Here is a 26,862-nt window from a genome sequence, read left to right on the forward strand (position 1 = left end):
AGTAGGGCTGTAAAAGCTGATGAAATCAGCGTAGTAGAGCCCACTCAACCACTGCGTCTTGCTCGACAATCCAAAAATAATTGAGAGGCTAGGACTTTTGTCCCAGCCTCTTTTTGTGCGAAAACCGACAGCGATTGTTTTTGCTTTTCAAAGGGATATACAAAAAAACCGAACCACTAGAGTTCGGTTTTTTATCGATTTCTTTTAGAGTGATGTTAGGAAAGTCAATCCTCCTAGGATGACACCTGCTGAATTCGGAATAATCAAAATCCAGTCTTTTTTAGGTTCCTTTGTCCAACCATAAATGACCCAGATCAAGCAAGAAATAGCAGCTGACAAGGGTTGGAAAGGTTGGGCCTTATGTCCCTGTAAATTGGCAATAATTTGTGGGATGTAGGCAATGAAAACGATAATCCCAATAAAGGCACCGATCGAGCCAACGATTTGGTTGATTTTTTGTTTATTCATAAAATTTTACCTCTGTGTATCAAAATAGCATAAATAGAAAGATAATGCAATTAATTTGCATGCTATTCAAGATGAAAATGATTATATTTGCAAAAAAATTAGACAAAGTGTCTAAAATAATTACTAGAGAGAAGACTCTCTCGAAGAGAAATCCATCTTCCTGCAAAATCACAAGATTGTGACACTTTACAGTTCGGTAACATTTGAAAAAAGCACTTGAATTTTAAGAGGGCAAGCGCTAGAATAGTGCATACTTTAAAAAAGAAAAGGAAATGGTAGTTTCAAAATGAATGATAAACAAATGAAAATTCTTGGTTGGGTTGCGACCTTTATGTCTGTCATGATGTATGTATCTTACTTCCCACAAATCATGGATAACCTCTCAGGTCACAAAGGAAACTTTGTTCAACCTTTAGTTGCCGCTATCAACTGTAGCCTTTGGGTCTATTACGGACTCTTTAAAAAAGAACGTGATATCCCACTTGCTGCAGCCAATGCACCAGGGATCATCTTTGGTTTGATCACAGCCATCACAGCTTTATAAGAAGGAACTAGCTCCCGCAAGGAAGCTAGTTTTTTTATACCTTACAGAAATGTAAGAAATCAGGCTCAAAATGAAAGGTTAGCTTATTGTAGATCTCTCTCCAAATCGTTACAATAGAGGTGTAAAAAAGTTTTATGGATGTCAATCATATAACCGGATAGAAATGGAGAATGAAAATGGCCTTATTAGATGTACAACATGTGAAAAAAATTTACAAAACCCGCTTTCAAGGAACTCAGGTTGAAGCCTTAAAGGATATCCATTTTACCGTGGAGAAGGGGGAGTATGTCGCTATCATGGGGGAATCAGGATCCGGTAAATCGACCCTTCTCAATATCCTAGCCATGCTGGATCAGCCGACCGAAGGACGGGTCTACCTCAATGGCATGGACACCTCGACCATCAAGAACAAGGACGCGTCGAGCTTCCGTAGGGAAAAACTAGGCTTTGTCTTTCAAGATTTCAATTTGCTTGATACCTTGTCTGTCAAGGACAATATCCTTCTCCCTCTGGTCCTTTCTCGCAGAGCGGTCAAGGAAATGATGAGTAAGGTCGATAGCGTCAGTCGGGAATTGGGCATCCACCAACTGCTTGAAAAATATCCCTACGAAATCTCTGGTGGGCAAAAACAACGGGTAGCCGTAGCACGGGCTATCATCACCTCGCCAGAAATCCTCCTTGCGGATGAGCCAACAGGGGCGCTAGATTCCAAATCATCTGCTGCGTTGCTCGACGTCTTTGAAGACATCAATAGCATGGGGCAAACTATTCTCATGGTGACCCACTCAACCGCAGCAGCAGCTCGGGCCAAGCGCGTGCTCTTTATCAAGGACGGGATTCTTTACAACCAGATTTTCCGTGGGGAAAAAACAGAGCGTCAGATGTTCCAAGAAATCTCAGATACCTTGACGGTCATGGCGGGAAAGGAGGATCGTGATGTTTAAATTAACAAGTAAATTAGCTCTTTCCAACCTCAAACAAAATCGCAAGCTCTATTATCCCTTTGCCTTGGCTGTTATTTTAACGACTATGATCCTTTATAGTTTTATCGCCTTGTCATCGACCCCTCATTTAGAGGATTCTTACGGAGGGGGAGCGGCGAGAACTGTTCTTGGTTTTGGTAGTTTCGTTGTCCAATTAGTCGTCATCATTTTAGTGGCTTATGCCAATGGCTACGTCATGAAAAATCGTTCCAAAGAACTGGGACTGTACAGTGTACTGGGAATGGAGAAGAAGCACCTTCTCGTCATGACCTTATGGGAATTGCTCTCCTTCTATGTTCTCACAGTTGGAGTAGGACTGGGCTTGGGACTCTTGTTTGATCGCTTGATTTTTGCCTTGCTCCTAAAATGTATGGGGCTACCAGTCGTCATTCAATCAACCTTCCAGATAGAGGCTGTTCTTAACACTTTACTTGGGTTAGCCTTAGCTTTTGGCCTCATTCTTTTGTTGAATTCTTTCCGCCTCTTGCGCTACAGTTCCCTCCACCTCATGCAACAGAAAAAGGCGGGGGAGAAGAAGGGACGCTTCTTGCTGGTTCAAACTCTGTTAGGACTAGGGCTCTTAGGAATTGCTTTTTATATAGCGCTAACCGTTGAGAGGCCAGTTGCAGCTGTCCAAGGATTCTTTATTGCCGTCATCTTGGTCATTCTAGCGACTTATCTCTTATTCAACGCAGGCTCGATTACCTTCTTAAGATTTCTCAAAGGTCGGAAATCCTATTATTACAAGCCAGAGAATTTTATATCTGTCTCCAACTTAATAGCTCGGATGCGAAAAAATGCAGCGGGCCTTGCGACGATTAGTATTCTATCCACCATGGTCTTAGTCACCTTAACCGGGTCGCTCAATATCTTTATTGGAGGGCAGAATTACCTAGATACTGTTTACCCTTCGGATTACATGATTAGTGTGGGGCATATGCCTTCAGATGCTGAGACAGAACCGGTTATCAAGGATGTTCAAGCTCAAATTAAGAAAACAGCCGATGCGACGAATCTGTCCGATTATCAGGTGGCACAGACAACATACTGGTCGGCTGAAATTCGAAAGATTGATGGAAGGAGCTTAGAGGTGAATGACCAGTCCACTCCATCAACTGGTCAGGAGTTGAAGACAGAGGGAACAGTCTACTTTTTTGATCAGGCGACTTATGAACAACTGACCGGTCAAAAAGTTGAGCTTGGAGAAAATGAAATCCTAGCCTATGGGTATCAGTATCCAGGAAAATTAGATTCGCAATTAGAAATCAATGGGAAGACCTTCACGATTAAACAAAAACTAGATTCCAACTTTATCCAAGGAAAGATTCCTCAATCCGACCTGTTTCAACACCAAATGGGTTTGTACCTGGTTCTTCCTGACTTGAACCAACTGGGACTAAAAGTTGATAAAAATTTGGAATTCTCTATTACTGCTAAAAATAAAGATAACCAAGATTTTATCTCTGGCTTGATCAAAGAGCTGTATTCGACAGACAAAATGAGTCAATATGGTGCGACTTATTTTGGTGGATTTGATCGATACAGTATAGAGAAAGAGTGGCGTGAAACAGCAGGGACTCTCCTCTTTATCGGGATTTTCCTATCAGTCATCTTTCTATTAGCTACAGTTCTCGTGATTTACTACAAGCAGATTTCAGAGGGTCATGAGGATCGAGATAATTTTGTGATCTTGCAACAAGTAGGATTGGACCAAAAGCAAACCGGCACCACTATTCGCAAACAGATTCTCACCGTCTTTTTCCTTCCTTTATTCTTCTCTTTCTTATACCTAGGAGTAGCCTACAAGATGATCGCAAAGATCGTAGCCATCTTAGGAGCGACCAATGCGGGCTTGGTTCTTCAAACAACTCTTTCTATCTGCGCTGTCTTTTTCATCTCTTATGTCCTCGTCTTTCTTCTAACTTCTAGAAGTTATCGGAAGATTGTCGTGAGGTAGCGTTTGATACGATGGAAGCTCTTAGGAAAATAGGTGAAGAAGAAATTAACTGGAACACTTTTTTCAACCAAAAACACCGAGGATTACATCCCCGGTGTTTTTATCGTGATTATTTCACGTGTTTTGCAAGTTCTTCTTGTGCTTTTTTATTGGTTTCTTCTTTTTCTTTCAACCAATTCTTATAAGCTTTGTCGTAGTCAGCCGTTGTGACTGTATCACTTTGTAATTCCATGTACTTGTAGTAGCTAGCCCCGTCTTTGATACCAATCAAGGAGAATGCTTTTGTAAATGGTTTAATCTTCGTGATAGAAGGAACAGCACCTTTAGAGTAGACAGGAAGTGCAAAGGCATTGTCTGTCAACCAAGCTTGAGCAACAGCATATTTTTCGTAACGAGTTTTGGTATCCAATTGTTCTGCATTGGCATCATCCAATAGTTGTTTGTACTCGTTCAAACCTAGTTTTTCAATTAGGGCTTGGTCAGTTGCCGGATTGATTCCCATTCCTGCTAAGGCTGAACCATCGACTGGATTGAAGATATCCAAGTAAGTTGATGGATCTTGGAAGTCAGGTCCCCAACCAGCGATATCCATATCAAAGTCTTTTTGATCAGGACTTTGAGCGAAGTAGGTTGCATTGTCCGCATCTTCCGTAGACAATTTCTGAACATCCACGACAACATTTTCTTTTCCTAATGTTTTTTCGATGGAGTCTTTCATTGAATCAGCTTGTTGCACAATGCTAGCAGAAGACTGGTCAACCACATAGTCGATGTGGATTGGGAATTGGACACCTTGCGCTTGGAGCTCTTCTTTTGCTTTAGCAAATTGTGCTTTAGCCTTGTCCGCATTGAACATGCTATCTTGTGCATCAGCTAGGCTGACATCCTTCCAATCATCTCCTGTTGCAGCAAGTTTTTCTTCAACAACAGTACCGAAGTCTTTGTTGTCTACTTGCACAAATGTTGGAGGTACAAGAAGCGTACGAAGGGTTTTGCTAGCCCCATCTTTCCCGTTTGATTGGGCACTTAGAGAAGTACGATCAAGGGCAAAGTTGATGGCTTGACGGAAGTTTTTGTTTTGAAGAGCTGTTTTGGTTTGGTTCTTCTGGTCGTCTGTTGTTTTCTCAGTATGACCGTAGTTTTGACGGTTTACGTTGAAGTAGACATAGTAGACAGTCGCATCTTGCGGTGAATAAACGATATTGTCCTTGAATTTTTTCTCAATGGTACTGAAGGTTGAGCTCGTTGGGAAGAGACGCGCAGTGGTTAAGTTTCCATCAGAGAAGTTACGAGCTAGGTAGTCTTGGTCAGAACCATCGAAGTAGGTCAATTTGATATCATCGATCTTCACATTGTCTTTGTCGTAGTAGTTCTCGTTCTTAGTGAACTCCATTAACGATTTTGAAGTGAAGGATTTCAAGTAGTAAGGACCGTTGTAGAGGATTCCAGAAGGTTTGACGCTACCAAAGTCTTTACCTGCAGACTTGAGGAATTTTTCATTGACGGGCATCATGGTCGAAGTTGTCAATTTAGAATTCCAGAAAGACTCAGGTTGAGCCAAGGTGTATTGAAGGGTATGGTCGTCAACGGCTTTTACTCCAACTTTAGAGAAGTCCGTATTTTTACCAGTGACATAGTCATCCAGGCCGGCTACTGAGTTTTGAACCAAGTAGAGGGCATCTGATTTGTTGTCTGCTACGTATTTCAGAGAAGTGACGAAGTCCTGTGCAGTGACGTCTGCATATTCGTTCCCTTCTGAGTCATACCATTTTGCATCTTTACGAAGTTTGTAAGTATAAGTCAATCCATCCTTAGAAACAGACCAATCTTCTGCTAGAGCAGGGACCAAGTTACCGTATTGGTCGTTTTCAAAAAGTCCATCTACTAAGTTAGTTGTGACATCACTTGTTGTTGAACGGTTTGAAAGGAGGTAGTTCAAAGAGTCTGGATCAGTGCTATACACGTATGAAAAAGTGTTTGTCTGAGAAGACTTTGCAGATGATCCACAAGAAGCAAGGAACAGGGCTGAAGCAACCGTGACACCTGCTAGGAAAGCTAGTTTAGATTTTTTCATCACTTATCTCCTTTAATAAAGATTTTGTATTATTATACACCTTTTTTTATAAAAAGCAAATTTTATTTGAAATTAATTGTATATTTAGTCATAATGTTCGTATTTATCGAGTTTCATGCAGTATTTTTAACTATTATGCTTTACAAACTAGCTAAGGAGGAGTATACTAACAATGAAAGTACTAGTATGTAAAACAAACTAGCCGAAAAGAGGCGGTATAGAATGGGGGAGCAGAATGAAAGAGTCGCAATTGCTCAAGGGTGTCCTGGAAGGTTGTGTTTTAGAAATTATTTCAAAAAAATCTATTTATGGCTATGAATTGATCCAAAGTCTCAAGGAAACCGGCTTCGATAAGATCGTTGCGGGGACCGTTTATCCCTTGCTTCAGAAGCTAGAGAAGCAAGGAGTCATCGTAGGAGAGATGAGGCCCTCTCCGGATGGACCTGATCGCAAATATTTCTCTCTAACCATGGAAGGAAGAGAGCGCCTAGAGGAATTTTGGAACCAGTGGCAGGATCTGGTCATTAAAGTAGAACGCGTGAAAAAGGAGGGGGAAGCAATATGACATCAGCTATTTATTATGAAGAAACGCAGGCTTTGGTTGAAACCTTTAGCCAGGAGGACCAAGCTTACTTCCAAGATATCTGGGATTATTTTAATTTCGCCGGCTTCTTATATGAGGAGAAGGCTTTAAAAGAGCAGGTCTATAATCTAGCGCTGGATTTTTCGCAAGCAAGTGGAGATGGATGGACGGCCAAGGACTATTTTGGACAGGATCCTAAGGGAATGGCAGACCAAATCATAGAGAACATGCCTAAAGAATCCACGCGATCTGTTCTAAAATATGGTGCAATCGTCTCAGGAATTGTGATTTTTTATCGCCTCTTAAGTGATTTTGCTTCGCAAGCAGTCCTGGTTCTCAAGCCCCTCGTCTATCTAACGGATAGTATTTTAGGACTTTTAGCCGTTGGGTTGCTATTCTATCTCCTTCGTCGCCTCATTTTTGCAGAAGAGAAGTCAAAAAAAGCAATCTATGTAGCAGTCGTTCTCGTTCTGGGGATCTATTTTATCAGTGAAATAGTTGGGGTCCGTTTCTTGCCAGCTTTTGCCTGGTTGACGGTACCGAATCCATGGGATACTTTCCTGATGACAGGGGCTTCTGCAGGTCTTATCCTGTGGCAATGGAAAGAAGAGTTTGCTCGTGCCTTCATCTTTCCTATTCTGTCCTTCTTAGTAGTGGGATTCTTGCATCGCTGGACCTTGGCGCAAGGAATTCAGAATTCTACCATGACTATCATTCTGCCTACGGTAATCATTGTTATAGGATTGATGATTTACTATTGGTTCACGATTCGCGCCTTGAAAAAGAACAAGACAGAAAATGGTGAATAGAGTGAAAAGGGGGAGGAAACTCCCCTTTTTCTGTTGAAAAACAACGAGCAAGCTTGATTTTTGTTATAATGAAAGGGACTATAAATCAAAGGAGAAGATGATGACATTTGAAGAAATCTTGCCGGGACTAAAGGCAAAAAAGAAATATGTCCGTACGGGTTGGGGTGGAGCAGAGAACTATGTTCAGCTTTTTGATACCATCGAGCAAAATGGAGTGGCTCTGGAAGTGACGCCTTATTTTCTCATTAACGTTTCTGGTGAAGGCGAAGGATTTTCCATGTGGAGTCCAACTCCTTGTGATGTCTTAGCGACAGATTGGGTGGAAGTTCATGACTAAACGTGTCCTTATTACAGGCGTGAGCTCCGGGATTGGTCTGGCTCAAGCCCATCTCTTTCTAGAAAAGGGCTACCAGGTCTATGGGGTGGACCAGGGAGCTGATCCCCAGTTGCCAGGTGAGTTTCACTTCTTGCAGCGGGACTTGACCTTGGATTTGACGCCGATTTTTGACTGGTGTCCTGAGGTCGACGTCTTGTGCAATACGGCCGGCGTTTTGGATGACTACAAACCACTTCTTGAGCAAAGCGCTCAGGAGATTCAGGAGATCTTTGAGATCAACTATGTGACTCCGGTAGAGTTGACAAGGCATTATCTGACTCAAATGTTGGAGAAGAAGCAAGGGATCATCATCAATATGTGCTCCATTGCATCTAGCCTAGCGGGTGGAGGCGGTCACGCTTATACCTCCTCCAAGCATGCCCTAGCGGGCTTTACCAAGCAGTTGGCCCTAGATTATGCAGAAGCTGGTATTCAAGTCTTTGGCATTGCACCAGGTGCTGTCAAAACAGGCATGACCGCAGCGGACTTTGAACCAGGAGGCCTAGCAGACTGGGTGGCTAGTGAGACCCCTATTAAACGCTGGATAGAGCCAGAAGAAGTGGCAGAAGTCAGCCTCTTTTTGGCCAGTGGGAAGGCCTCTGCCATGCAGGGGCAAATCCTGACCATTGATGGTGGCTGGAGTTTGAAGTAAGGGCTGAGATAAGCATAAAAGATAAGAATGAAATGAGTCTAGTTGAACAGCTGGACTCATTTTCTATTTTAGCTTTATGGAAAGGAAATCTTATGGTATGATAGCCTAAAAGGGACCTGTAATATGGAGGTCAAATAAAAAAAGCCTTTGGGAAGAGAGACTCAAAAGGAGACGGGATGCGAAAACACCAAGAACTTTCACTAGAGCAGATAATTGAGCAGGTGCGCGTAGATCAATTAGTATCAGATGATTTTTGCCTCTATGGCAAGGAGGATGGAGAACTGGCACTAGCTAGGCTCTATTGGGTATCCGATTATCCGGATGTCGTGGAAGACCGTGATGTCTACCCGACAGAAGTGACGGAGCAAGATCTGCAGCTAGTCTACTATGGAGAGCAGTTGATTGATGTTCTTGCAGTCGCACTTGAGGAAAAACCAAATGCTAGTCACAATGACTTGGTCGAGGCTTTTAATTATTATCAGCAGCATGATAGCTTTATGCCATTTGAAGATTAGCTAGGCCGATTAGAGAAATGGTATTCAATGACTGATAGTGATAAGGAGAAAAATGACAGTCAATATCGATGAATTAGTGAAGGAGCTTGGCTTTTGTGCGGTGCCTACAGATGAGAAACCATTTAGTTTGGATGAGGCCCGTTTTAACCTTTTGGCTTATTTAGAGGATTATCCGAAAATGGGATTCTCTTTTGTCAAAGTAGCTAACGAACTAGTCGAACTTAGGAGAAAGCAAGAGGTCTATAGGCTTTTTGGTCAGTGTTTTTTAGGTGCCTTTGTAATAGGAGAAGGGGAGCAAGTCTTCTTACTTTGCAATCAAGAAGGAAGGGAAGTTTTTCAAGAAGCGAGGATTTATGTCAACTCTTCCTTGCAAGCTTTTGTTTCCTCTTATTCACTTTTTCTATCAGACATCTTTCTTTTGAAAGCAAAGTTTTATGAGATTGAGCAAGATGAAGTCGAAGAGATTGCAGCAAACTTGAAGGATCAAATACTTGCCTTGGAAGAACCTCTTGAACAAGAATTGTCCTTCTGGGAGCATATGGCTTATTTGATAGAAGACGATGGAACTGTTCTAAGAGATGATCTCTTTCATATCATAAATAAAGAGCAGTAGGAATAGAATTAAATTAATCATGGAGAAAAAATTGCCCCAGATTTTTCGATATCTTTCAAGCAAGTCCTACTATAACAGTTGAGGAGCTAAATCGTGCTCAATTTATAGGTAAGCCCATCATTGTAGATTCTTACACCTTGTTTGATCGAAGTCCAGTATGGTCTTGGCAGATAATTGGTCACCAAGCGGATTTTGATCCAATCCCTTTTAAGGATTTAGCCTTTAAGTGGGGAGATCCAAATGGTCTTCACTTTGGGAAGGTCTGGCTAGATGGTAGGCGCGAACCTAAGATTTTTTCTAGGGAAGAAGTTGACGATCTGGACTGGGAAGCCTGTGTCGGAAGTATAGTTTATAACAGAATATTGGAAGAAAAACTGGACAAGCAAATGAAATAAAGGAGTTTGAGATGGACTATGTAGATGAGTTAACTTCAGGACGTACGCCCTTGGTAAAAAAAGCTGCGAAAAAAATTTTAAAGGGCAGACTAAAAGGATATGGACCATTTTTACATCAAGCCTTGGAAGGCGAGATGGAAAAACCTAAATCATGGGAATCACAAATGTACTTACTCTACGCCATAGCCGCAACGGATTGTACAGAAGAAGTCCCCTATCTCAAGTCATTGCTGCTGAGAGATATTCCAACCCCTGTAACCTATCGCTCTCTAGCGGTAGCGATTGCTTATCTAGAAAATTTAGAAACAGAGAATTTGTCTTTTGTTTATGAGTCCTTGGAATCGAATAACTCATCTCAAGCTGCAGGTGCCTGTGCAGCGATATATCAGAGAAAGATTGTGCTGAAAGATGACGATTTTAACAAAATTATGTCTTATGTGACTCAGCCTAAATACCTTGAGCATATTGGTCAAGTCATAAATCCATTTTTATTTATTTTAGCTGCATCTTATTTATTTTCTGAGAAAAATCGAGAGAAAATTGTAGACTTTTCCCGTCAGTTCGATATATCTACCGTCAAGGACTTAATCAATGACGTTACAAAAGGAAAGGACGGCAGGAGGATTAGTCTCTTTTAAAGTCTATTTAAAGGAAAAAACTATTACTTATTTAAAAGAGCACAAACATTAGACCTTGACCTAAGGCTAGACCTTTCTACAAGAAAAAAACTATGAGACCACGAATATGAAGTTACAGTATTTTGAATTAGATAAGCCCTATGTGGAAAATCAACAGAGGATTGAGGAGCTGATGGACTCATCTGCGCTAACTTACGAGGAAGCTAGAATTAAGGATTATCGACAGAATTGGAAAGACCTGCGAAGAGCGTTCGTATATGAATCCAAATGTATGACCTCTATGGTAGAGCGCCTCTTCAAACCAGTTGTGACCAAGGATTGTTGGAAAATCATCGTAGAATGTGTAGATACGATTAGCAATCCAGCTATCATGAACCTACTTGGTGTCTATACTGTCCAGGTCCCATTTGATTTTTCTAGCTATGAAACTTTGTGTCCATTGGAACAGAAAAAGCTGCTCTTAGAAGCCTTGCTAAAAGGGGTAAAGAGCGTGTTTCAGGAGCTCTCTATTCCCTGCTCTTTGATAGAGGATGTAGTCAATGAAATAGAGAAAAACGATTATGAAAATAGCTGGGAGTGGAAAAGGAAGAAGATCCAATCCACGACCTATTCCATTCAAGTGGAGCATCAGCTGGATAAGGTGGAGTTGTTTTGGAAGATAGAGCACAAGGACAAGAGCATCCGTCAGTTGATTCAATCCTGCCCTGCTCACGAGATGGACTATGGGGCTAAGCTTGGTAAACTGGAAACAAAAGGGGACTTCCTTTATCTGTTGGATAAACAGAATGAGGTTGTGAGCAGAATTTCTGTTTTAAAATGATGGAGCAAGAATAATGAGTAACTTAAAAAAGAAATTATCCTTATTAAAAGTTGAAAGACGAATCAAGAGTTTGAAGGGAATAAAGGATGTTCATTTTCTGACCGATAAACCTAAAGAAATTGATTGGTATGCTGGGGAGTTGAATCCTATCGACTCTCCGATTCCTTGCCTTTATGAGTTTTCTGCCAATCTTACTACTAAAGATCTAAGTAGGTCAATTCAAAGTCTAGTTGACAATAGTAGTCAGTTTATCCTAGTTTTTTGGGAGTTTTTACCAGTTTATGTCTTGTTTCAAATGGAGTCTTTGGATGACTTTTGCCCTCTTATTCTACTGAATTTTCTACCAGAGACCTGACACTTTTCTTTCAAGACCAGGAAAAAGTATTGGATCTCCATTTAGCGGAGGATAAAGTAGAAGTGAGAGTCTTGGAGAGACAAATGGTAAAGGTGGTTCTAATGAGTGAAAAAGAATATTATTATTATGGCAATAGTGAGTTTATGTCAGGCCTAGGAGTTATTTATACAGAGTTTACTGGTCAGCGTGCAAGTCGACAAATTAACGTTTTGAATGGGCACTCTTATGCTTCCTCTTGCCTACAGGATTATGTTCCAGAAGTAGGGTTTCTACTCTATGATGGTCGAAAAGATGAGTTGGATCTATCAGACTCCATCAAGATTAGTCAAGAGGAATTTGAACGAATTTGGACTCAGGCTGTCGCTAGCGGTCAGAATGATGCGTAATCGTCATTTGAAATTAGCCAAATATAATCCCAAAAATGTGAGAGGAGTCCAATAATGATGCTCAATTTGTTGAAGGAATTCGTAGAAGTCTATCATAGAAATAAGGGCTTAGGAGAGCTTGTATTTACTAGTGACTGTCTCCATGTCGAAAAGCCAGATTTGTCTGGTCAATTGAAAGAGTTCTACCAGCATTTAGACTTTGATGAAGAAGCTTATTTTAGAGGAGCTCCCTATGATCTTGCTCTAATTCCTCTCCCTCTATGTGAAGCTGCATCAGAAGGATGGCAGGATTCTAGCTGGAAAGATAGTTATGTGATTTTTGCCCACATGATGGGCGATGAGCCAATCTTTTGTGATCTAACTAGCGAGCTTAGTCCTGTATTTGGCAAGATTCCTGGAAATTCTAAGCTCTATAGCTTAAGCCCCTCTTTATCTACTTTCTTGTCTACCTATAGTCAGATGAAAAAGCTAGAAATCACCAAGTTTGAGAACAATATCTATATTGATGAGGATGTATTGGACTACAAAGAGGGATTCTTGGAGGGAATTATGGATATTATCGAGGAGCAACTTCCTGAAGACTATCTAAATGATTTTATAGCATTTATGCTGGGTTAAAGCCAAATAGAGAGATGAGAAGCAAATGGAAATGAAGAATTTTTTAAAATGTTGTGAGGATCTGGTCATACAAGAAAGTGGGGTCTCAGCTCTTGAGCTAGAAAAACTCAAAGCCAAACAGTTTCCGCAAGCTCACCTGGATTTGCTCTCCATAACCAACGGCTTGGATTTTTATGGTGGTTATTATCGTTTGTTTGGGACAGATTCTGCTCAAGCCATCACGCTGGACTCTTGGAATTCGGATAGGCTATGGAAAGATGTCTGGAGAGATTATGCATCAGACTACTATTTTTTTGGTATGTCTGCTATTGGAGATCAATTCGCTTATAGATTGAAGGATGGGAACATTCAAAGTCATCAAGTTTATTATTTAGATGGGATTACTATGGATGTCATCGAGATTTACGACAGTTTTGAAGCATTTTTCGAGAGGGAATTTATTCTGAAAGCCCAAGGTGGGATGGAATCTATTTTTGTGTCTGCTAGGGAGCGATTTGGAAATCTAGACCTCTCCACAAGCTGTATTTATTCCCCTTCCTTAATGATTGTGAATGATCCAAGCGTTGAGAATCTCATGCTTTTACCGACAAAGGATGTCATGACTATCAATGGGGATTTGCTTGTTCAATTATCTGATTCGGAGGAGTCGATTACGAAACTGGAGCAATATCTAGACGCTTTGGGTAGAGCTAGAGTCAAGGTTATCTTTGATCGAGATTGAGCAAGCAGGATAAAGTTTATATAGAAAAGAATAGTCTTAAAATTCACGATTTTAGTTTTTGCGACAAGCGGTGCTGTAGTCTTCTTGTAAAAGTGTCATTGTAAAAATAGATAGGTTGAACAAAGAAAACGAAGCATTACTTTCATGAAAAGAGGTGAACGATGACCAGTTTAGATAAATATTTAGAAATCATAAAAGAAGGATTTTCCGAAAGAGAGAATCTAATGGCAATGGAGCCTCTGCATTCTATAGAAGAGATTGCACCATTATTGGACAAAAAATTGACTTATAAAGAATTCATCGATATCAATCGCTTATTAAGACAAAAGTACATTGTTGAAAACCCAGAGGATATGCTGAAGGATGTGGATTTTAATCAGCTTTCGTTACCTAGCAAGACGAGAGTGATTTACTTGATGGGAAGTAAATCTGACGTGCTAGACTTTTCAACATATGAACAAGTAGAAAAGATTTTAATAGTTGGGGCTAGTAAAGTAAGAAAGATCATCTTACCCCAAAATGATTGTGTGAAAGCTCTAGGGATATCTTCTATGACAAATTTGGAAACGATAGAGAACATTTCTTTTCATACAGGTATGCGTTATCTGCACGTTGATTATGGTGTAAAGTTGCCGGACTTTGATTTTATAAGGGATTTAAATCAGTTGCTCTATCTTTCATTTACAGCAAATAAAAATTTACCAGAATTGGATTTTATCCAGCCCTCTAGTGAGCTTCGTTTTTTGGATTTTGTCGATACGAATATTTTTAACTACGCATCAACAGTTAGCTACTTGAAGAGTCTGAAACATCTCCGATTTTTAACAACGGGAAGAACAAATCAGAAGCAAAGGGAACTTCTTAGAAGTGAGTTACCACATGTTTGCATGAGAGAGGGTTAAAAAAAGAGTTCAATACAGGTTTTTATGACCTATGTTTTCATAATAAACGAAGCATTATCCCTGTTGTTTAAGTAGGAGGAAATATGAGCCATACAAATCTAGCAAAAGAAACCTTACTCCAGTTTATGCAGGCTATGTATTCTTGGGAAAGAAAAGCCACTAGGAACCTAAGAAACCAAGCCTATAAAGAGATGTTGAAGGATGAATTAGCTACTATTTTTAATCAGTTTTGTACATCAAAAAAACCACTCAGAGCAAGGGAAGTATCTTTATCTGTCCGGTTTCCGTTTGACTATAAATTAGAAACACATCCCATCGTTGATGAAGAGCATGACGGGAATCAAGCTTATATTTATATCAAGGAGAATCATTCTGGTATAGAAACTCTCTATCGTTTTCAAATGGTGTTTCAAAAGGGGAAATGGTGGATTGATAAGAAAGAATGGCTCGATGATGGGAAGTGGATCAATTCTTCCTTGTGACATACATGGATAATGTAGGAAAACAGAAAGAGATGAACCTCAAAAACACCGGTAGTTGAGTGTAAGAAATGAAATTTTAGAGGTCAATATGAATAAAACACTTTCAAATCAAAAAAGAAAACTAACAACTATCAAAAATAAAATACTGAAGGCCAGAGATTTTCACTTAGAGGCAGAAAACCTATCTAATACTGAGTCCATTTTAACAGCTCTAAAATCTGATAAGAAAAGCGTTCAAGTTAACTACGAAGAAAATGGTGAGATAAGATCATACCTGTATGATTATGTAGATATGATTGATTCTATAAGTCCGTATCCTCTAGTCTCTAACTTTATAGAAAGTAAAACATCAGAAACCTATCAATCTTTACTAAACGGCTGTTTTTGTTCTGTAATGGGTGATATGGCTTCTGCTAAATATTTAGCTAAAGGTGGCTCAAACTTTGATACAGATATTTGTTTGAATATCTTATTTGCCCTTGCCTATTTAGATGATGCTTATGTAGAGTTTTTAATTGATAAATTAGTCTATTTTAAAGAAGCTCAAGTTGAAAAAGGGAAGCAACCTATTTTCTTTTCATCCAGTAGTTTATTGCCTTTAGTCGTTTTTCTTTATGGAAATGGAGAGCATAATCGACTTGCTAGCCTACTGGAGAATGCTTATGATCCTAAATATAAACCATTGGACTCGAACCCTTATCATAATGTGAATGATGCCTATAAACAGGTTATGGAAACTATTTTTTCAGAGGATGTTGATGTTTTTAGAGAAACAATTTTATCCATGTGTGATTATCATTTAGCGAACACCAAAGATAGTCATTTAGTAGACTTCAATACCTTACTATGGCAGTATTTCCCAATTGAAATCTTAGTTTTACTAAAAGAACGTCAGAAAAGAGGCCTCCCAATCGACGGTCTTAGCCATCCCTTGCTTGATGACTTTTTACCCTATTTCATGGATGACTTTCAGATATCCGAGCAAAATAAGATGATACTTGGAACAATCTTAGAGTAGCAATGTAGAATACATGGAGAAGTCAATAGGAACAAAAGAATTTCAAATAAAAAAAGTAAACGAACAGCAATCAGCAAATACTAAAAGCCAGAGATTTTGCTCTTGATAATGAACAGCTTTCTGTAACAGAGGCTGCTTTAGATGCATTAAAAGCTGGTAAAAAGTATAGAAGTTACTGATAGGGGCAATGGTAAAACCAAAATCTAGAATTATTAATTGTAAAGGTAGATTAAGCTAGGAGAAAACGATGAATTATTATTTTATAATGGATGATAAATCCAATAAGACTTTTAATTTTGATGTTGAATATGGGCGAGTTGATTTTGAAATACAAAAAAAACCTTACGAAGAAGAATGGACTAAACCAATAGATTATATTTACAATCCAAATTGTCCTGATGTGATCTATTATAATTTTGTGAATAAAAAACAATACATAAATAAAATAAATTTTGATTATGATTATTATTGGTATTCCCATGGTTTTATCCTTTCTAAAAAGTTAGCAACCATTTTTAAACAATTCAAGATTCAAGGTCATGTTTGGAAAAAGCTTAAATTTACAGTGAATGGCGATGTCATGGAATCTCCTGACTTTTATCTATTAAAATTTAATACCTATACCAAAGATAATCCTGCTCCTGATTTTATTGATTATGAGAAAACAGAATCATTACCTTCTAAAACGATGTATACAGTTTCAAGAAAACTGGTCTTAAAAGAGGATGTTGACTATGATATTTTTAAGCCTGGAAGGGTTGAATTACTTGCAGCGGCTGGCTTTGTCGTTACGGAGGAAGTAAAAGAAGCCATCGAAACGAATCACTGTGGTCGAGGCATTCGTTTTTTACCGATTGAAACAGCTCAAGAAGAATATTGTAAGAATAGTTTTAAGGATTTTACTAGTTTATTAAAAAGAGCAAAGCCTAAATTACCCTAACATTAAGTATTCCTTTAAAAAATAAGACTCTAGTCTACATCATTCGAGATTTCAGGCAGAAAATATCAGAAGAAAATGCTTCTAAAAGGAGAGATAAGATATGAAGAAAACATACTTTGTTTATCAAGATAGTGGAGCGATAGAAAGGCAAAGTGACGGAGTTGAGTTCTGTAAAATACCGGAGTTTTGTGATGATCAGATCTATTTTTATTGCGATGAATATATGCTTTTTTGGACCTCCATTGAGGATGTAGGTAACATGAATAAAGCTAGGGATTTTAAATTAAAAGATAACATAGTACCAGCAACGCTAGAAGAGATTAGTGATGAAGGATTGATTGGCTACATAGATACAGTGAAACAATACAATATTGAGAATGGAAAAGTTGTAGGAATGATCTATATCCATTTAGACTCCTAGTAAACTGTAACGAACAACTCTTAACATCCTATGAAAGAGCAGGTAATGAAATGAAAGAGGCCAAAGAACTCTTCGTAAAAAATGGCTTTTCGCGACTAAAGCGAACCAATAACTATTATAAAATCAATCATGATTTTTACACGGTGATCTATTTTCAACGAAAATCAGATGGTACTGCCTATTTCGTTAATATTGGCATTCATCCCCTCTTTCTGGACTCGGGACTGTTAGAAGAAGTGGATTGTGCTCTAAGGACTCGATTAGGTTCTATCGATAATAGAAATGGCATGGATCAAGCTGAATTGGAAAATGCTGTCCAAGAGGCCATCGATTTTACTACTCAGTATTCATCGTATCCTACCGTATTTTCAAGCATAAATCCCGAGAAGGATCTTGAGAAGGATGGGTTGCTAAAAGAATTCTCTATCACCAAAGTGAACTTATGCAGATTGTATGTTGAGTATTATGATACCATCGATTCTGAGAAGGTAGCTTTAGATTTTGCAAACTATGGCTTATCCATTACACCTAAGATTGCCTCTGTACCTAAAAACTTCTTTAAAACCTATATTCGTTCGGGAGAAGTTTTAAAATAATATTACCAGTAATTTGAGATTAGGAAGGGATGATGGTCAAAGGGGAGAGTTTCTCAATAAAGTAAGTAATAGTCAAGAATGCTAGTCTAAACCTGTTCAGTAAAGGATGTGTCGCAAAAATTGGGGGAAAAGTTGAAAAGTAGAGATAATTTTCATAGACACTATTTAGTATTGTGGAACCTAATGATGTCCATAGAAAGTAATGTTGTAACCAGTGAAGAGGCTGAGTTTCTATATCCTTTTGATATGAGTAAAAAGGAAGATGTCCTTAAAGTATTTGATGCATTTGTGAAAGAGGATTTCTTGAGCCTAGAAGAAGAGAAGCAGAAGCAAGTGCTTGAGACCATTGAGGATGTTATACGGGCTGGAGATAAAGTGGTTGAGCATTTTTTTGAATATGAATTTGGTTTTGCTTCAAAAGAGCCAAGAAATAAAGTTGCCTTTCTAGAATTGGTTAAGGATATATTAGTCTCTTATTTGTCCATCTCAGACTAGTCATCTATTTTCCTTTGAATTTTAAGAATGAAATTTATGGACTTCGAGGTCGCGTATTTTAAGAGTAGTTGACAGCCTCAACCCAAGACTTAGCTGAGTGAGGATGATCTATTTAAGGTTTATAATCCTCACATGGGAAGAGTACTTACGCAAAATAGCGGATAGGCAAGAAAGAATGGTTTGATGATTCTAAAAGGAGAAATAAGAGATGAAAAACTATTTACTGGATGAAAGGATATTTCAGTATCCTGAATCGTTTAAAAAATTGATCGAACTCAATTTAGTTGATTTTGATATTTGGTATCTGTTAGATTCAGAATGGGCCCTGTCTTTGTATGAGGGATTGCAGGAAAGGTACCCAACCCGAAAGTTGATTCCATTTGCTAAAAGAGGAGATTGTGATGATACAGCTTGTTTTGAAATAGGAAAGGGCAATAAGGTCCAACTCATTCATGATTTTGCTGCAGAAGGCTGGGAACAACGAAAAGAGTTTAACGATTTTTGGGAATGGGTAGAATATGCGGTCAAATGCATGATAGAGTACAATAAAGAGGATGGGATTGAATAATCGCAAGCTCTTTTCTAGGGACGAAGGAACTCGTCTCTAATGATTTACAAGGTAAGGAGAACAAATGGAAATGATCCCCCAATTATTAAATGAGATTGAAAAAAGTCTCCAACAGCTAGATCATCCTTGTGTAGACCATCTAAATCCGGGCATATCTTCTCTAAAAATCCAAGAATTGTTTGAGGAAATCCCATTGCAGCCAACTCAGGACTTGCGTGCTCTTTATACTTGGAGAAACGGGTCAAAAGATTGTGAGGGAATCGCACTCGGTGAGCTGGCATTTTTTCCTGGTTTCTATTTGATGTCTCTGGAAGAAAGTATCCAGACCTACTTAGAACTAAGAGAAACGGATGCTTGGGACAAATCTTGGTTCCCAATTTTTGCCAGTGGAGGTGGAGATTTTTATGCCATGAACCTAGCTTCAGAAGCTCAGGGACAAATTCTTGGTTTTTATGTATTTGAAGAAGAGACCCAGGTCGAATACCGGTCATTGAAATCTATGCTTGCAACCCTTAAAGCATGTTATGAACAAGGCATTATTTTCCGGAATGAACAAGGCTACTTGGATATGGATTATAGGAAGCATGCTGAGATAGCGCATGACATAAATCCAGAGGTGAAGATATGGCTTGAATTCTTAAAGGAGATATAAGAGGAATGACCAAGGAGAGAAAAATGGCAGTAGTGACTGTATTAAAAAAGATCATTAGACTCTATAAGGAAACAACGTTTATTCCCCAACCAGTGAGTTTTTCAAACGAAAATTTAAGGATTCAGTCCTCAGATTTGACAGGAGAATTACTTGATTACTATCAACATATAGTGTTCAAAGAGAATTTATCTTTTGCCAATCAAAATTTTAATATCATTTTGTTGCCATTAGATTCTCCTACCAGGACAGTCGAATGTTGGGCCTTACAAGATGTTCTTCAGTTTAGTGAAGGGCAATACCAGATATGCTACTACAGATACAGACGATATTCTTTTCTGTGATATGCAAGATGAAAGTTCTCCAGTTTACGCGGGCAGGCCTGGAGATCCTATTTTCTACAAACTCAGCGATAGTTTGACGGAGTTTTTGGAGTTCTATTTCGCTTTTTCAAATTTTTGGGGCCAAAGAGAAGATGTCCCTCTGGAGGAATTTATTGCTGGGACAGGTGACTTAATAGAGCACTACCTTTCCCCAGACGTCCAAGCGACAGCGAAAGAATTTCTATTAAGGTAAGAGTGAGCTGAGATAGATTTGCAATTAAAGCCCTTCTCTATAACAAAAAATGAACTGGATAGGAGAAAAGAAATGAATGTTAAAGAACTAATTGAAGAGGTTGAAAATGATGTTGATTTAGCATCCTATATCAGTCTTGTACCCAAAAAGAATAAGAAGACCCAAGCTGTCTATCTCGAATCACTGAATCATCTGGCCTATTTACTTTATCTGGATGGTCAAGAGGAAACGGCTAAGGAATTATTAGATAGGATCATACAGGTTCCATTTGAAGGGAATTTTAACACCTGGACCTTTATTGATAGCTCTCTGGTTTTATTGGCTTATCTGGAAAGAGAGGTAGAAAATCAGGTATTCGTCTATAAAAAACTCCTTTTGTCTCCGTTAGAACAAGGGGAGGAATTAACTCAAAAAATTAGAAGGAGAGTTCATCAGAGATTTTTGAATGGCGATAGCCTGGAGCAAAAGCTTGCAAAAATCGAAAAGGCTCCAAGCCCTGAATCAGAAATGGAACGTCGTCTGCTATACTTGGCAGATTTGTTGAAGATTCACCTCTTTATTACTGAGTCAACTTGTGAAGAGACAGATATTCAGACAAAAATCGAAGAGAATATGGAGATACTAAAGAAGTATATCAAGGAGCATGAAATTTATAGCCTCTTTCCTTTTAAAGGATAAGGTGAGCTAGCAATCTTGGATTTTTATACTCTTCGAAAATCAAATTCAAACCACGTCAGCTTCGCCTTGCCGTACTCAAGTACAGCCTGCGGCTAGCTTCCTGGTTTGCTCTTTGATTTTCATTGAGTATTAGAAAGAATGGAATATGGAAATCAAAAAACACTTTGGTGTATATGGAGTCTGTTTTCAAGACGGGAAACTTCTCTGCATTGAGAAAACGAGAGGACCTTATCAGTATCGTTTTGATTTACCGGGTGGTAGTCAGGAACTCGGTGAGGGGTTGACAGAAACTCTCAAGAGAGAAGTTCAGGAAGAGACAGGATATGCGATAAGCTCTTATTCAAAACCTAGGATTTATGATGTGCTGGTTCAGGAAGAAGGGCAAGATTTCGCAGTACACCATATCATGGCCTTTTATGATATCGTCCTCGATTTCGAACGCTCTCAACAATCCCTTCCTCAGGAGCTTCTTGATGGAAGCAATGATTCAGCAAATGCAATTTGGTTGAATTTGGAAGAAGTTACTGCAGACAATGCTTCGCCTGTAGTATTGAAGGCCAAGGCAGAGTTGCGAGGATTTCCAGAATTAGATAAGACCTCTTACATGAATTGGAAGGTAAAGAAGGAGAATTATGGAACTATTTAAAACATGGAAGAAAAATATGGTTCTCTATGGTCTTAAATCTCAAATCGGAACTGTCTACCGAAACAGTGATAGGACAACAAGTTTTTATGATGTTGGGAATTTTCTATTCCTAGCAGGGGAGTTGGATTCCAGATTTTGGGAAGATTTTGTTAGGAAATATGGTTTAGATTATAAGATTATCATTTCAGAAAATACCAATTGGCAAAATTTTCTATATCGGAAAGTGGAGCTAATTTCTTTTACTCGCTATTCTTTTAAAGATAAGGCAAATTTTCAAGTTGAATTTCTAAATGATCTAGTTAGTCAGTTAGAGGAAGATTACAATATTATGCCTATTGATAATCATATTTATGACAGCTTTTCTGAGGAAGAATGGTCACAAGATTTACAAGGGGATTTTGAATCCTATCAGGATTTTGCTTTAAAAGGTGGATTTGGCTTTGTGATTCTTAAAAATAATAAAGTGATTGCTGGGATTTCCTCAGGGTTAGTTTACCATGGAGCAGTTGAAGTGGAAGTTGCAACTAGACCAAACGAACAAGGAAATGGATTTGCTAAAAAGCTTGGTGCTGCAATGATTCTAGAGAGTTTAAATAGAGATATGTTTCCACTTTGGGATGCTCATAACGAGGCTTCCAAAAAAGTAGCAGAATTTTTAGGATATGAGTTAGTTGAACCTTATGAAGCCTTTGAACTAAAGGAAAGCGTCATATAATGATAGCTGATAGTGTAGCTTTTAAGACGAGGTGAATGAACATGCAAAATCAACTAGCTCTTAGTGGCGAAAAAATTGTTGAAAAAGTTTATCCCCATTTATTGCACCACGTCGGCTTGATTCGTGGGGAATACTTGTTGAGAGAACTAAACCAAAACATCCTATTACCAAATTGTCAGCAATTTGTGAAAGATTATCTAGACACTATTTGTCATTTGTACTCAGATGAAGAAGTCTGGTATCGCTTTTCAGAGTTAACAAATGCAGAAGCAAATATTCTAGACGGGACTAAAGAGTATTTTGACGAACGCCACCCCTTATTTGGATACAGAGGTATCAGGCGTTTGTTGGCGTGTCCAGATGAATTTCAGGCTGAGACAAATGTTGTTACAGAAGTTTTTCAAACCAATCCCAATCTGTCTGTTATTTTTCCTTTTGTGAATGATGCCGACCAATTAAAACAAGCTATTACAGTATTGCGTCAGTATGGTTTTACCGGGAAAGTCGGCACGATGATTGAATTACCATCAGCTTATTTCGACTTGGACAGGATACTGGAAACTGGTATTTCAAAGATTGTAGTTGGAATGAATGATTTAACTTCTTTTATTTTTGCGACTGTGAGAAACAGTCAATGGCATGATATGGAAAGTCCAATTATGTTAGATATGTTGAGACAGATGCAGGATAAAGCAAGGATGAAAAAGATTGATTTTGCTGTAGCAGGCTATCTGAATACTTCTTTCATACAAAAAATGAATCAGATGGGTATCGAATGTATTCTCCATTACAGCTCTATTCCAGAGATTTTTGATTTAGAAATTGACCATCCAGACCATCTTAAACATATAAAAGAAGAAAGTAAAAAATTACAAAGGAGAACCCATGACACCGCAAGAAATGTGGAATGTCTACAAACAAATCAACCCCTTGATTGGAGATGAAATCGATGTCTGGGCTTTTGGAGTGGAAGCTGATCTCTTGGCTGATTTGGTTCTAAAAGGTGAAAAAACGGCTACGGTTTCAGCCTACGACCTTTACGCACTAGAGGACGAACCCCTTCCCCAAGAAGGGACCTTCGATGTCATTTTAGACAGTCAAAATCAGGCTGTCTGCATTGTCGAAATTACCAAGGTTTCTGTTCAGCCCTTCCATCAAGTGTCTGCTGACCATGCCTTCAAGGAAGGTGAAGGAGACAAATCTCTGGCCTATTGGCGTCAGGTTCATGAGGACTTTTTCAAAGACTGGTTAGGAGAAGCCGGTCTGGCTTTTACACCTGACAGTAAGGTGGTTTTAGAAGAATTTCGCAAGGTTTATCCATTATAGAACGAGGCTGGGCAAAAACTGTCCAGCCTTCGATGTTTAATAGGAATAACTGTATGACGCAGTGGTTGATTGGCATCTTTGTTCGCTACTTAGCTCCAAAGATGACCTATGAAGATGGAAAACCATGTTTTCTTTATCTGCAACCTCCAACAGTCTCCCAGACTGTTGGAGCTGTGCGGGGGTGGGAAAACGAACTCTTTTTAATTAGTCGAAGTTCTTTCCCACTCCCTTTGGTTCGGATCTAATTTTCCAAAAGGGCTAAAAAATGGTATAATGTAAGCGATATTGTACAGAAAAGAGAATGTATATGCCAAATTATGCCATTATTTTAGCAGCGGGAAAAGGTACCCGTATGAAATCAGATTTGCCCAAGGTTCTACACAAGGTTGCGGGGATCTCTATGTTGGAGCATGTTTTCCGAAGTGTCGGAGCCATCTCACCTGAGAAAACTGTAACGGTTGTCGGCCACAAGGCGGAATTGGTAGAAAAGGTATTAGAAGGCCAAACAGAGTTTGTCAAACAAATCGAACAATTGGGAACTGGTCATGCAGTTATGATGGCAGAGCCAGTCTTGGAAGCTCTTGAAGGCCACACCCTTGTCATCGCAGGGGATACACCTTTGATTACGGGTGAAAGCCTCAAACACTTGATCGATTTTCATATCAACCACAAAAATGTGGCAACGATTTTAACAGCAGAAGCAGCCAATCCATTTGGTTATGGCCGGATTGTCCGTAATGACAATGCAGAAGTGCTTCGCATCGTCGAGCAAAAAGATGCGACAGATTTTGAAAAGCAAATCAAAGAAATCAATACAGGGACTTATGTTTTTGACAATGCCCGCCTCTTTGAAGCTTTGAAGAATGTCAACACCAACAATGCTCAAGGCGAATACTATATCACAGACGTGATTGGGATTTTCCGTGAAGCTGGTGAAAAAGTTGGTGCCTATACGCTCAAAGACTTTGATGAAAGTCTCGGGGTTAACGACCGCGTAGCCCTTGCGACAGCAGAAGGTATCATGCGTCGCCGCATTAACCAAGCTCATATGGTCAATGGAGTGAGCTTTGTCAATCCAGATGCGGCCTATATCGATATCGATGTTGAAATCGCACCAGAAGTGCAAATCGAAGCCAATGTCACTCTAAAAGGCCAAACAAAAATTGGGGCTGAGACAGTCTTAACCAATGGAACCTATATCGTGAACAGTGAAATCGGTTCAGGTGCCGTTATTACCAACTCTATGATTGAAGAAAGCACAGTAGCCGATGGCGTGACAGTAGGACCTTACGCTCATATTCGTCCAGGGTCTAGCTTGGCAAAAGATGTCCATATTGGAAACTTTGTCGAAGTCAAAGGTTCGTCTATTGGCGAAAATACCAAAGCTGGTCATTTGACCTACATTGGCAACTGTGAAGTTGGCAGCAACGTCAACTTTGGTGCGGGGACCATCACCGTCAACTATGATGGGAAAAATAAATACAAGACAGTAATTGGGAACAATGTCTTTGTCGGTTCGAATTCGACCATCATTGCGCCAGTTGAGCTAGGAGATAATTCTCTAGTCGGTGCTGGATCTACCATTACCAAGGATGTGCCAGCAGACGCGATTGCGATTGGTCGTGGTCGTCAAGTCAATAAGGATGAGTACGCGACTCGCCTTCCTCACCATCCTAAAAATAAATAGGAGATTTTCATGCAATTTGAAGAAAAAACCATTGAGCGCAAGGAGATTTATCAAGGACCGATTTTCCAAGTCGTCACAGATCAAGTGGAACTACCTAGCGGAAAAGGTCAAGCGCAGCGTGATTTAATCTTCCATAATGGAGCAGTAGCGGTTTTGCCGATCACAGAAGATGGTAAAACGATCTTGGTCAAGCAGTACCGCAAGGCGATCGAAAGGACTTCTGTAGAGATTCCAGCAGGGAAGTTGGAAAAGGGTGAAAATGCGGATCCTCAAGCAGCTGCTCTGCGTGAATTGGAAGAAGAAATTGGTTACACAGCGGATCTAGAGTTGTTGTATGATTTTTATTCTGCCATTGGATTTTGTAACGAGCGGATCAAACTCTATGTTGCGACCAACTTAAAAAAAGTGGAAAATCCTCGCCCTCAAGATGAAGACGAGACCTTGGAACTCCTTGAGGTGACTTTAGCAGAAGCTGAGGATTTGATCCAAACGGGTGATATCTGTGATGCTAAAACCATCATGGCAGTTCAATATTGGAAACACCTACAAAACAAATAAAGAATAGAGGAGACACCGATGGGCAAACCTTTATTAACAGATGAAATGATTGAGCGGGCAAACCGGGGAGAAGCTATCTCTGGTCCCCCGCTCTTTGATGAGGAAGAAACAAAAATTCTCCCGACAGGAAACAGGGGATTTGGTTATGAACGGCCAGTGACTTCAAGGGAAGTAGATAGTGGACGTGGAGCATCGTATCCTCAGGAGACTATTCCGATCAGAGTCCAACCTACTGTGACCAAGAGCCGTCGGATTGAGAACCAAAAAGATGAGGTGATTCAATCAAAATTGAATAAGATCTTATTTTGGGTCATCCTGCTCCTCATCTTGTTAATTCTTGCAATTTGGCGCCTATAAGGAGCGTCTACCAAAGGAGTAACGAATATGAAAATTGGAATCATTGCGGCCATGCCCCAAGAGTTAAAAATCTTAGTGGAAGCTTTGAAGAATGGAGAGAAACATCTTCGCCTAGGAAAAGTTTACTATACAGGATCGATTGGGCGCCATGAGGTGGTCTTGGTTGAAAGTGGCATCGGCAAGGTCATGTCAGCCATGAGTGTGGCTGTTTTGGCCAATGATTTTAAAGTGGAAGCCATTATCAATACAGGTTCTGCAGGTGCTGTAGCACCAGGGATGGATGTTGGAGATATCGTCCTTGCGGACAAATTGGTCTACCACGATGTTGATGTGACAGCTTTTGGTTATGCCTATGGCCAGATGGCAGGGCAACCACTCTACTTTGAATCCAGCCGTTATTTTGTATCAGAGATGAAAAAAGTTCTAGCTGAGGAACAAACACCAACCCATGTAGGCCTGATTGCGACTGGAGATAGCTTTATCGCGAGTGAAGAAAAAGTCGCAGCGATTCGAGAACATTTCCCAGAAGTATTGGCCGTTGAGATGGAAGGGGCAGCCATTGCCCAAGCGGCTCATGCAGCCGGCCGTCCTTTCATGGTCATTCGGGCTATGAGTGACACGGCAGATCATGCAGCTAATATCTCTTTTGATGAATTTATCGTAGAGGCTGGCGAGCGCTCTGCTCAAACCTTGATTACTTTCTTGAAGAGATTGGTGTAAAATAAACAATAGAGTCAAGAT

The 26,862-nt window shown here is 39.6% G+C and carries 38 protein-coding genes; 36 read left to right on the forward strand and 2 right to left on the reverse strand.

The window, feature by feature from the left end; translation table 11 throughout:
* Window positions 1-204: 204 nt before the first annotated feature.
* Window positions 205-468, reverse strand: coding sequence for a SemiSWEET family transporter (locus tag I2D56_RS05270; RefSeq protein WP_003006096.1), 264 nt, complete (start codon window positions 466-468; stop codon window positions 205-207).
* 286 nt (window positions 469-754) lie between these two features.
* On the opposite strand from I2D56_RS05270, the gene I2D56_RS05275 reads away from it, so the two are divergent.
* From I2D56_RS05275 to I2D56_RS05285, 3 genes are all read left to right on the forward strand, one after another.
* Window positions 755-1,012: a SemiSWEET family transporter gene (locus I2D56_RS05275; RefSeq protein WP_048789737.1), complete on the forward strand. Its 258-nt coding sequence runs from the start codon at window positions 755-757 to the stop codon at window positions 1,010-1,012.
* Window positions 1,013-1,188: 176 nt separating this feature from the next.
* Complete coding sequence (locus I2D56_RS05280) at window positions 1,189-1,956, forward strand: ABC transporter ATP-binding protein (RefSeq protein WP_195348126.1); 768 nt, start codon at window positions 1,189-1,191, stop codon at window positions 1,954-1,956.
* Entirely contained in the window at window positions 1,949-3,952 is a 2,004-nt protein-coding gene (locus I2D56_RS05285) for an FtsX-like permease family protein (protein ID WP_195348127.1), read from the forward strand. Before I2D56_RS05280 ends, I2D56_RS05285 begins: the two co-directional genes overlap by 8 nt.
* 109 nt (window positions 3,953-4,061) lie before the next feature.
* On the opposite strand, the gene I2D56_RS05290 is transcribed toward I2D56_RS05285, so the two are convergent.
* Window positions 4,062-6,026: a peptide ABC transporter substrate-binding protein gene (locus tag I2D56_RS05290; protein ID WP_195348128.1), complete on the reverse strand. Its 1,965-nt coding sequence runs from the start codon at window positions 6,024-6,026 to the stop codon at window positions 4,062-4,064.
* Between the two features lie 235 nt (window positions 6,027-6,261).
* Here I2D56_RS05290 and I2D56_RS05295 point away from each other — a divergent pair, with 235 nt between their 5' ends.
* The 33 genes from I2D56_RS05295 to I2D56_RS05455 all read left to right on the forward strand — a co-directional run bounded on the left by I2D56_RS05295 (window position 6,262) and on the right by I2D56_RS05455 (window position 26,841).
* Complete coding sequence (locus I2D56_RS05295; protein WP_195348129.1) at window positions 6,262-6,591, forward strand: PadR family transcriptional regulator; 330 nt, start codon at window positions 6,262-6,264, stop codon at window positions 6,589-6,591.
* Window positions 6,588-7,418 (forward strand): hypothetical protein, encoded by an 831-nt coding sequence (locus I2D56_RS05300; protein ID WP_195348130.1) that lies wholly within the window; start codon window positions 6,588-6,590, stop codon window positions 7,416-7,418. Before I2D56_RS05295 ends, I2D56_RS05300 begins: the two co-directional genes overlap by 4 nt.
* A gap of 100 nt (window positions 7,419-7,518) precedes the next feature.
* Window positions 7,519-7,755: a DUF2829 domain-containing protein gene (locus tag I2D56_RS05305; protein ID WP_000141913.1), complete on the forward strand. Its 237-nt coding sequence runs from the start codon at window positions 7,519-7,521 to the stop codon at window positions 7,753-7,755.
* Window positions 7,748-8,446: a 3-oxoacyl-ACP reductase gene (locus I2D56_RS05310; RefSeq protein WP_195348131.1), complete on the forward strand. Its 699-nt coding sequence runs from the start codon at window positions 7,748-7,750 to the stop codon at window positions 8,444-8,446. The genes I2D56_RS05305 and I2D56_RS05310 overlap by 8 nt, the downstream gene beginning before the upstream one ends.
* A gap of 176 nt (window positions 8,447-8,622) precedes the next feature.
* A complete protein-coding gene (locus I2D56_RS05315; protein ID WP_023026507.1) occupies window positions 8,623-8,961 on the forward strand; it encodes a DUF7716 domain-containing protein in 339 nt (112 codons plus the stop codon).
* Between the two features lie 52 nt (window positions 8,962-9,013).
* On the forward strand, window positions 9,014-9,574 hold the full coding sequence (locus I2D56_RS05320; protein WP_195348132.1) for an SUKH-4 family immunity protein: 561 nt from the start codon (window positions 9,014-9,016) through the stop codon (window positions 9,572-9,574).
* 137 nt (window positions 9,575-9,711) lie between these two features.
* A complete protein-coding gene (locus tag I2D56_RS05325) occupies window positions 9,712-9,969 on the forward strand; it encodes a hypothetical protein (protein WP_195348133.1) in 258 nt (85 codons plus the stop codon).
* A gap of 11 nt (window positions 9,970-9,980) precedes the next feature.
* Complete coding sequence (locus I2D56_RS05330) at window positions 9,981-10,607, forward strand: hypothetical protein (protein ID WP_195348134.1); 627 nt, start codon at window positions 9,981-9,983, stop codon at window positions 10,605-10,607.
* Window positions 10,608-10,713: 106 nt separating this feature from the next.
* Window positions 10,714-11,427: a hypothetical protein gene (locus tag I2D56_RS05335; RefSeq protein WP_195348135.1), complete on the forward strand. Its 714-nt coding sequence runs from the start codon at window positions 10,714-10,716 to the stop codon at window positions 11,425-11,427.
* 13 nt (window positions 11,428-11,440) lie between these two features.
* A complete protein-coding gene (locus I2D56_RS05340) occupies window positions 11,441-11,782 on the forward strand; it encodes a hypothetical protein (RefSeq protein WP_229050187.1) in 342 nt (113 codons plus the stop codon).
* Between the two features lie 101 nt (window positions 11,783-11,883).
* Window positions 11,884-12,168 carry a hypothetical protein gene (locus I2D56_RS05345; protein WP_195348196.1) on the forward strand — a complete coding sequence of 95 codons (285 nt, stop codon included), beginning with the start codon at window positions 11,884-11,886 and terminating at the stop codon, window positions 12,166-12,168.
* 54 nt (window positions 12,169-12,222) lie between these two features.
* Window positions 12,223-12,786 (forward strand): hypothetical protein, encoded by a 564-nt coding sequence (locus I2D56_RS05350; protein WP_195348136.1) that lies wholly within the window; start codon window positions 12,223-12,225, stop codon window positions 12,784-12,786.
* Window positions 12,787-12,811: 25 nt separating this feature from the next.
* Window positions 12,812-13,507, forward strand: coding sequence for an SMI1/KNR4 family protein (locus tag I2D56_RS05355; RefSeq protein WP_195348137.1), 696 nt, complete (start codon window positions 12,812-12,814; stop codon window positions 13,505-13,507).
* 161 nt (window positions 13,508-13,668) lie between these two features.
* Entirely contained in the window at window positions 13,669-14,409 is a 741-nt protein-coding gene (locus tag I2D56_RS05360; RefSeq protein WP_195348138.1) for a hypothetical protein, read from the forward strand.
* An 83-nt stretch (window positions 14,410-14,492) separates the two neighbouring features.
* A complete protein-coding gene (locus I2D56_RS05365) occupies window positions 14,493-14,891 on the forward strand; it encodes an NTF2 fold immunity protein (protein WP_195348139.1) in 399 nt (132 codons plus the stop codon).
* An 88-nt stretch (window positions 14,892-14,979) separates the two neighbouring features.
* Window positions 14,980-15,909 carry a hypothetical protein gene (locus I2D56_RS05370; RefSeq protein WP_123160046.1) on the forward strand — a complete coding sequence of 310 codons (930 nt, stop codon included), beginning with the start codon at window positions 14,980-14,982 and terminating at the stop codon, window positions 15,907-15,909.
* Between the two features lie 247 nt (window positions 15,910-16,156).
* Window positions 16,157-16,849, forward strand: a complete 693-nt coding sequence (locus I2D56_RS05375) for an Imm43 family immunity protein (protein WP_023022576.1) — start codon at window positions 16,157-16,159, stop codon at window positions 16,847-16,849.
* 100 nt (window positions 16,850-16,949) lie between these two features.
* Complete coding sequence (locus tag I2D56_RS05380; protein ID WP_023022578.1) at window positions 16,950-17,270, forward strand: hypothetical protein; 321 nt, start codon at window positions 16,950-16,952, stop codon at window positions 17,268-17,270.
* Between the two features lie 50 nt (window positions 17,271-17,320).
* Window positions 17,321-17,866: a DUF4304 domain-containing protein gene (locus tag I2D56_RS05385; protein WP_023022580.1), complete on the forward strand. Its 546-nt coding sequence runs from the start codon at window positions 17,321-17,323 to the stop codon at window positions 17,864-17,866.
* A 132-nt stretch (window positions 17,867-17,998) separates the two neighbouring features.
* Entirely contained in the window at window positions 17,999-18,361 is a 363-nt protein-coding gene (locus I2D56_RS05390) for a hypothetical protein (RefSeq protein ID WP_224781601.1), read from the forward strand.
* A 208-nt stretch (window positions 18,362-18,569) separates the two neighbouring features.
* On the forward strand, window positions 18,570-18,929 hold the full coding sequence (locus I2D56_RS05395; RefSeq protein WP_123159388.1) for a hypothetical protein: 360 nt from the start codon (window positions 18,570-18,572) through the stop codon (window positions 18,927-18,929).
* Window positions 18,930-18,993: 64 nt separating this feature from the next.
* Window positions 18,994-19,581 carry an SMI1/KNR4 family protein gene (locus tag I2D56_RS05400; protein WP_195348140.1) on the forward strand — a complete coding sequence of 196 codons (588 nt, stop codon included), beginning with the start codon at window positions 18,994-18,996 and terminating at the stop codon, window positions 19,579-19,581.
* A 23-nt stretch (window positions 19,582-19,604) separates the two neighbouring features.
* Entirely contained in the window at window positions 19,605-19,922 is a 318-nt protein-coding gene (locus I2D56_RS09810) for a hypothetical protein (RefSeq protein ID WP_229050188.1), read from the forward strand.
* A 304-nt stretch (window positions 19,923-20,226) separates the two neighbouring features.
* Complete coding sequence (locus I2D56_RS05410; protein ID WP_195348141.1) at window positions 20,227-20,832, forward strand: DUF6707 family protein; 606 nt, start codon at window positions 20,227-20,229, stop codon at window positions 20,830-20,832.
* Between the two features lie 145 nt (window positions 20,833-20,977).
* Window positions 20,978-21,478 carry an NUDIX hydrolase gene (locus tag I2D56_RS05415; RefSeq protein WP_195348142.1) on the forward strand — a complete coding sequence of 167 codons (501 nt, stop codon included), beginning with the start codon at window positions 20,978-20,980 and terminating at the stop codon, window positions 21,476-21,478.
* Window positions 21,465-22,193, forward strand: coding sequence for a GNAT family N-acetyltransferase (locus tag I2D56_RS05420; RefSeq protein ID WP_195348143.1), 729 nt, complete (start codon window positions 21,465-21,467; stop codon window positions 22,191-22,193). Before I2D56_RS05415 ends, I2D56_RS05420 begins: the two co-directional genes overlap by 14 nt.
* A gap of 41 nt (window positions 22,194-22,234) precedes the next feature.
* The gene (locus I2D56_RS05425) at window positions 22,235-23,137 is read left to right on the forward strand and encodes a putative PEP-binding protein (protein WP_195348144.1); all 903 of its coding nucleotides are present in this window, start codon (window positions 22,235-22,237) and stop codon (window positions 23,135-23,137) included.
* Window positions 23,079-23,519: an ASCH domain-containing protein gene (locus I2D56_RS05430; RefSeq protein ID WP_195348145.1), complete on the forward strand. Its 441-nt coding sequence runs from the start codon at window positions 23,079-23,081 to the stop codon at window positions 23,517-23,519. The genes I2D56_RS05425 and I2D56_RS05430 overlap by 59 nt, the downstream gene beginning before the upstream one ends.
* Before the next feature lie 53 nt (window positions 23,520-23,572).
* Window positions 23,573-23,764 carry a hypothetical protein gene (locus tag I2D56_RS05435; RefSeq protein ID WP_229050189.1) on the forward strand — a complete coding sequence of 64 codons (192 nt, stop codon included), beginning with the start codon at window positions 23,573-23,575 and terminating at the stop codon, window positions 23,762-23,764.
* A gap of 62 nt (window positions 23,765-23,826) precedes the next feature.
* On the forward strand, window positions 23,827-25,206 hold the full coding sequence (glmU, locus tag I2D56_RS05440) for a bifunctional UDP-N-acetylglucosamine diphosphorylase/glucosamine-1-phosphate N-acetyltransferase GlmU (RefSeq protein WP_023022600.1): 1,380 nt from the start codon (window positions 23,827-23,829) through the stop codon (window positions 25,204-25,206).
* Between the two features lie 9 nt (window positions 25,207-25,215).
* Window positions 25,216-25,764, forward strand: a complete 549-nt coding sequence (locus I2D56_RS05445; RefSeq protein ID WP_195348146.1) for an NUDIX hydrolase — start codon at window positions 25,216-25,218, stop codon at window positions 25,762-25,764.
* Between the two features lie 18 nt (window positions 25,765-25,782).
* Complete coding sequence (gene macP, locus I2D56_RS05450) at window positions 25,783-26,121, forward strand: cell wall synthase accessory phosphoprotein MacP (RefSeq protein ID WP_023022604.1); 339 nt, start codon at window positions 25,783-25,785, stop codon at window positions 26,119-26,121.
* Window positions 26,122-26,148: 27 nt separating this feature from the next.
* Entirely contained in the window at window positions 26,149-26,841 is a 693-nt protein-coding gene (locus I2D56_RS05455; protein ID WP_195348147.1) for a 5'-methylthioadenosine/adenosylhomocysteine nucleosidase, read from the forward strand.
* Window positions 26,842-26,862 lie beyond the last annotated feature (21 nt).

The sequence above is a fragment of the Streptococcus australis genome (genome assembly GCF_015553625.1).
In the GTDB taxonomy this organism is placed as follows: Bacteria; Bacillota; Bacilli; order Lactobacillales; family Streptococcaceae; genus Streptococcus; species Streptococcus australis_B.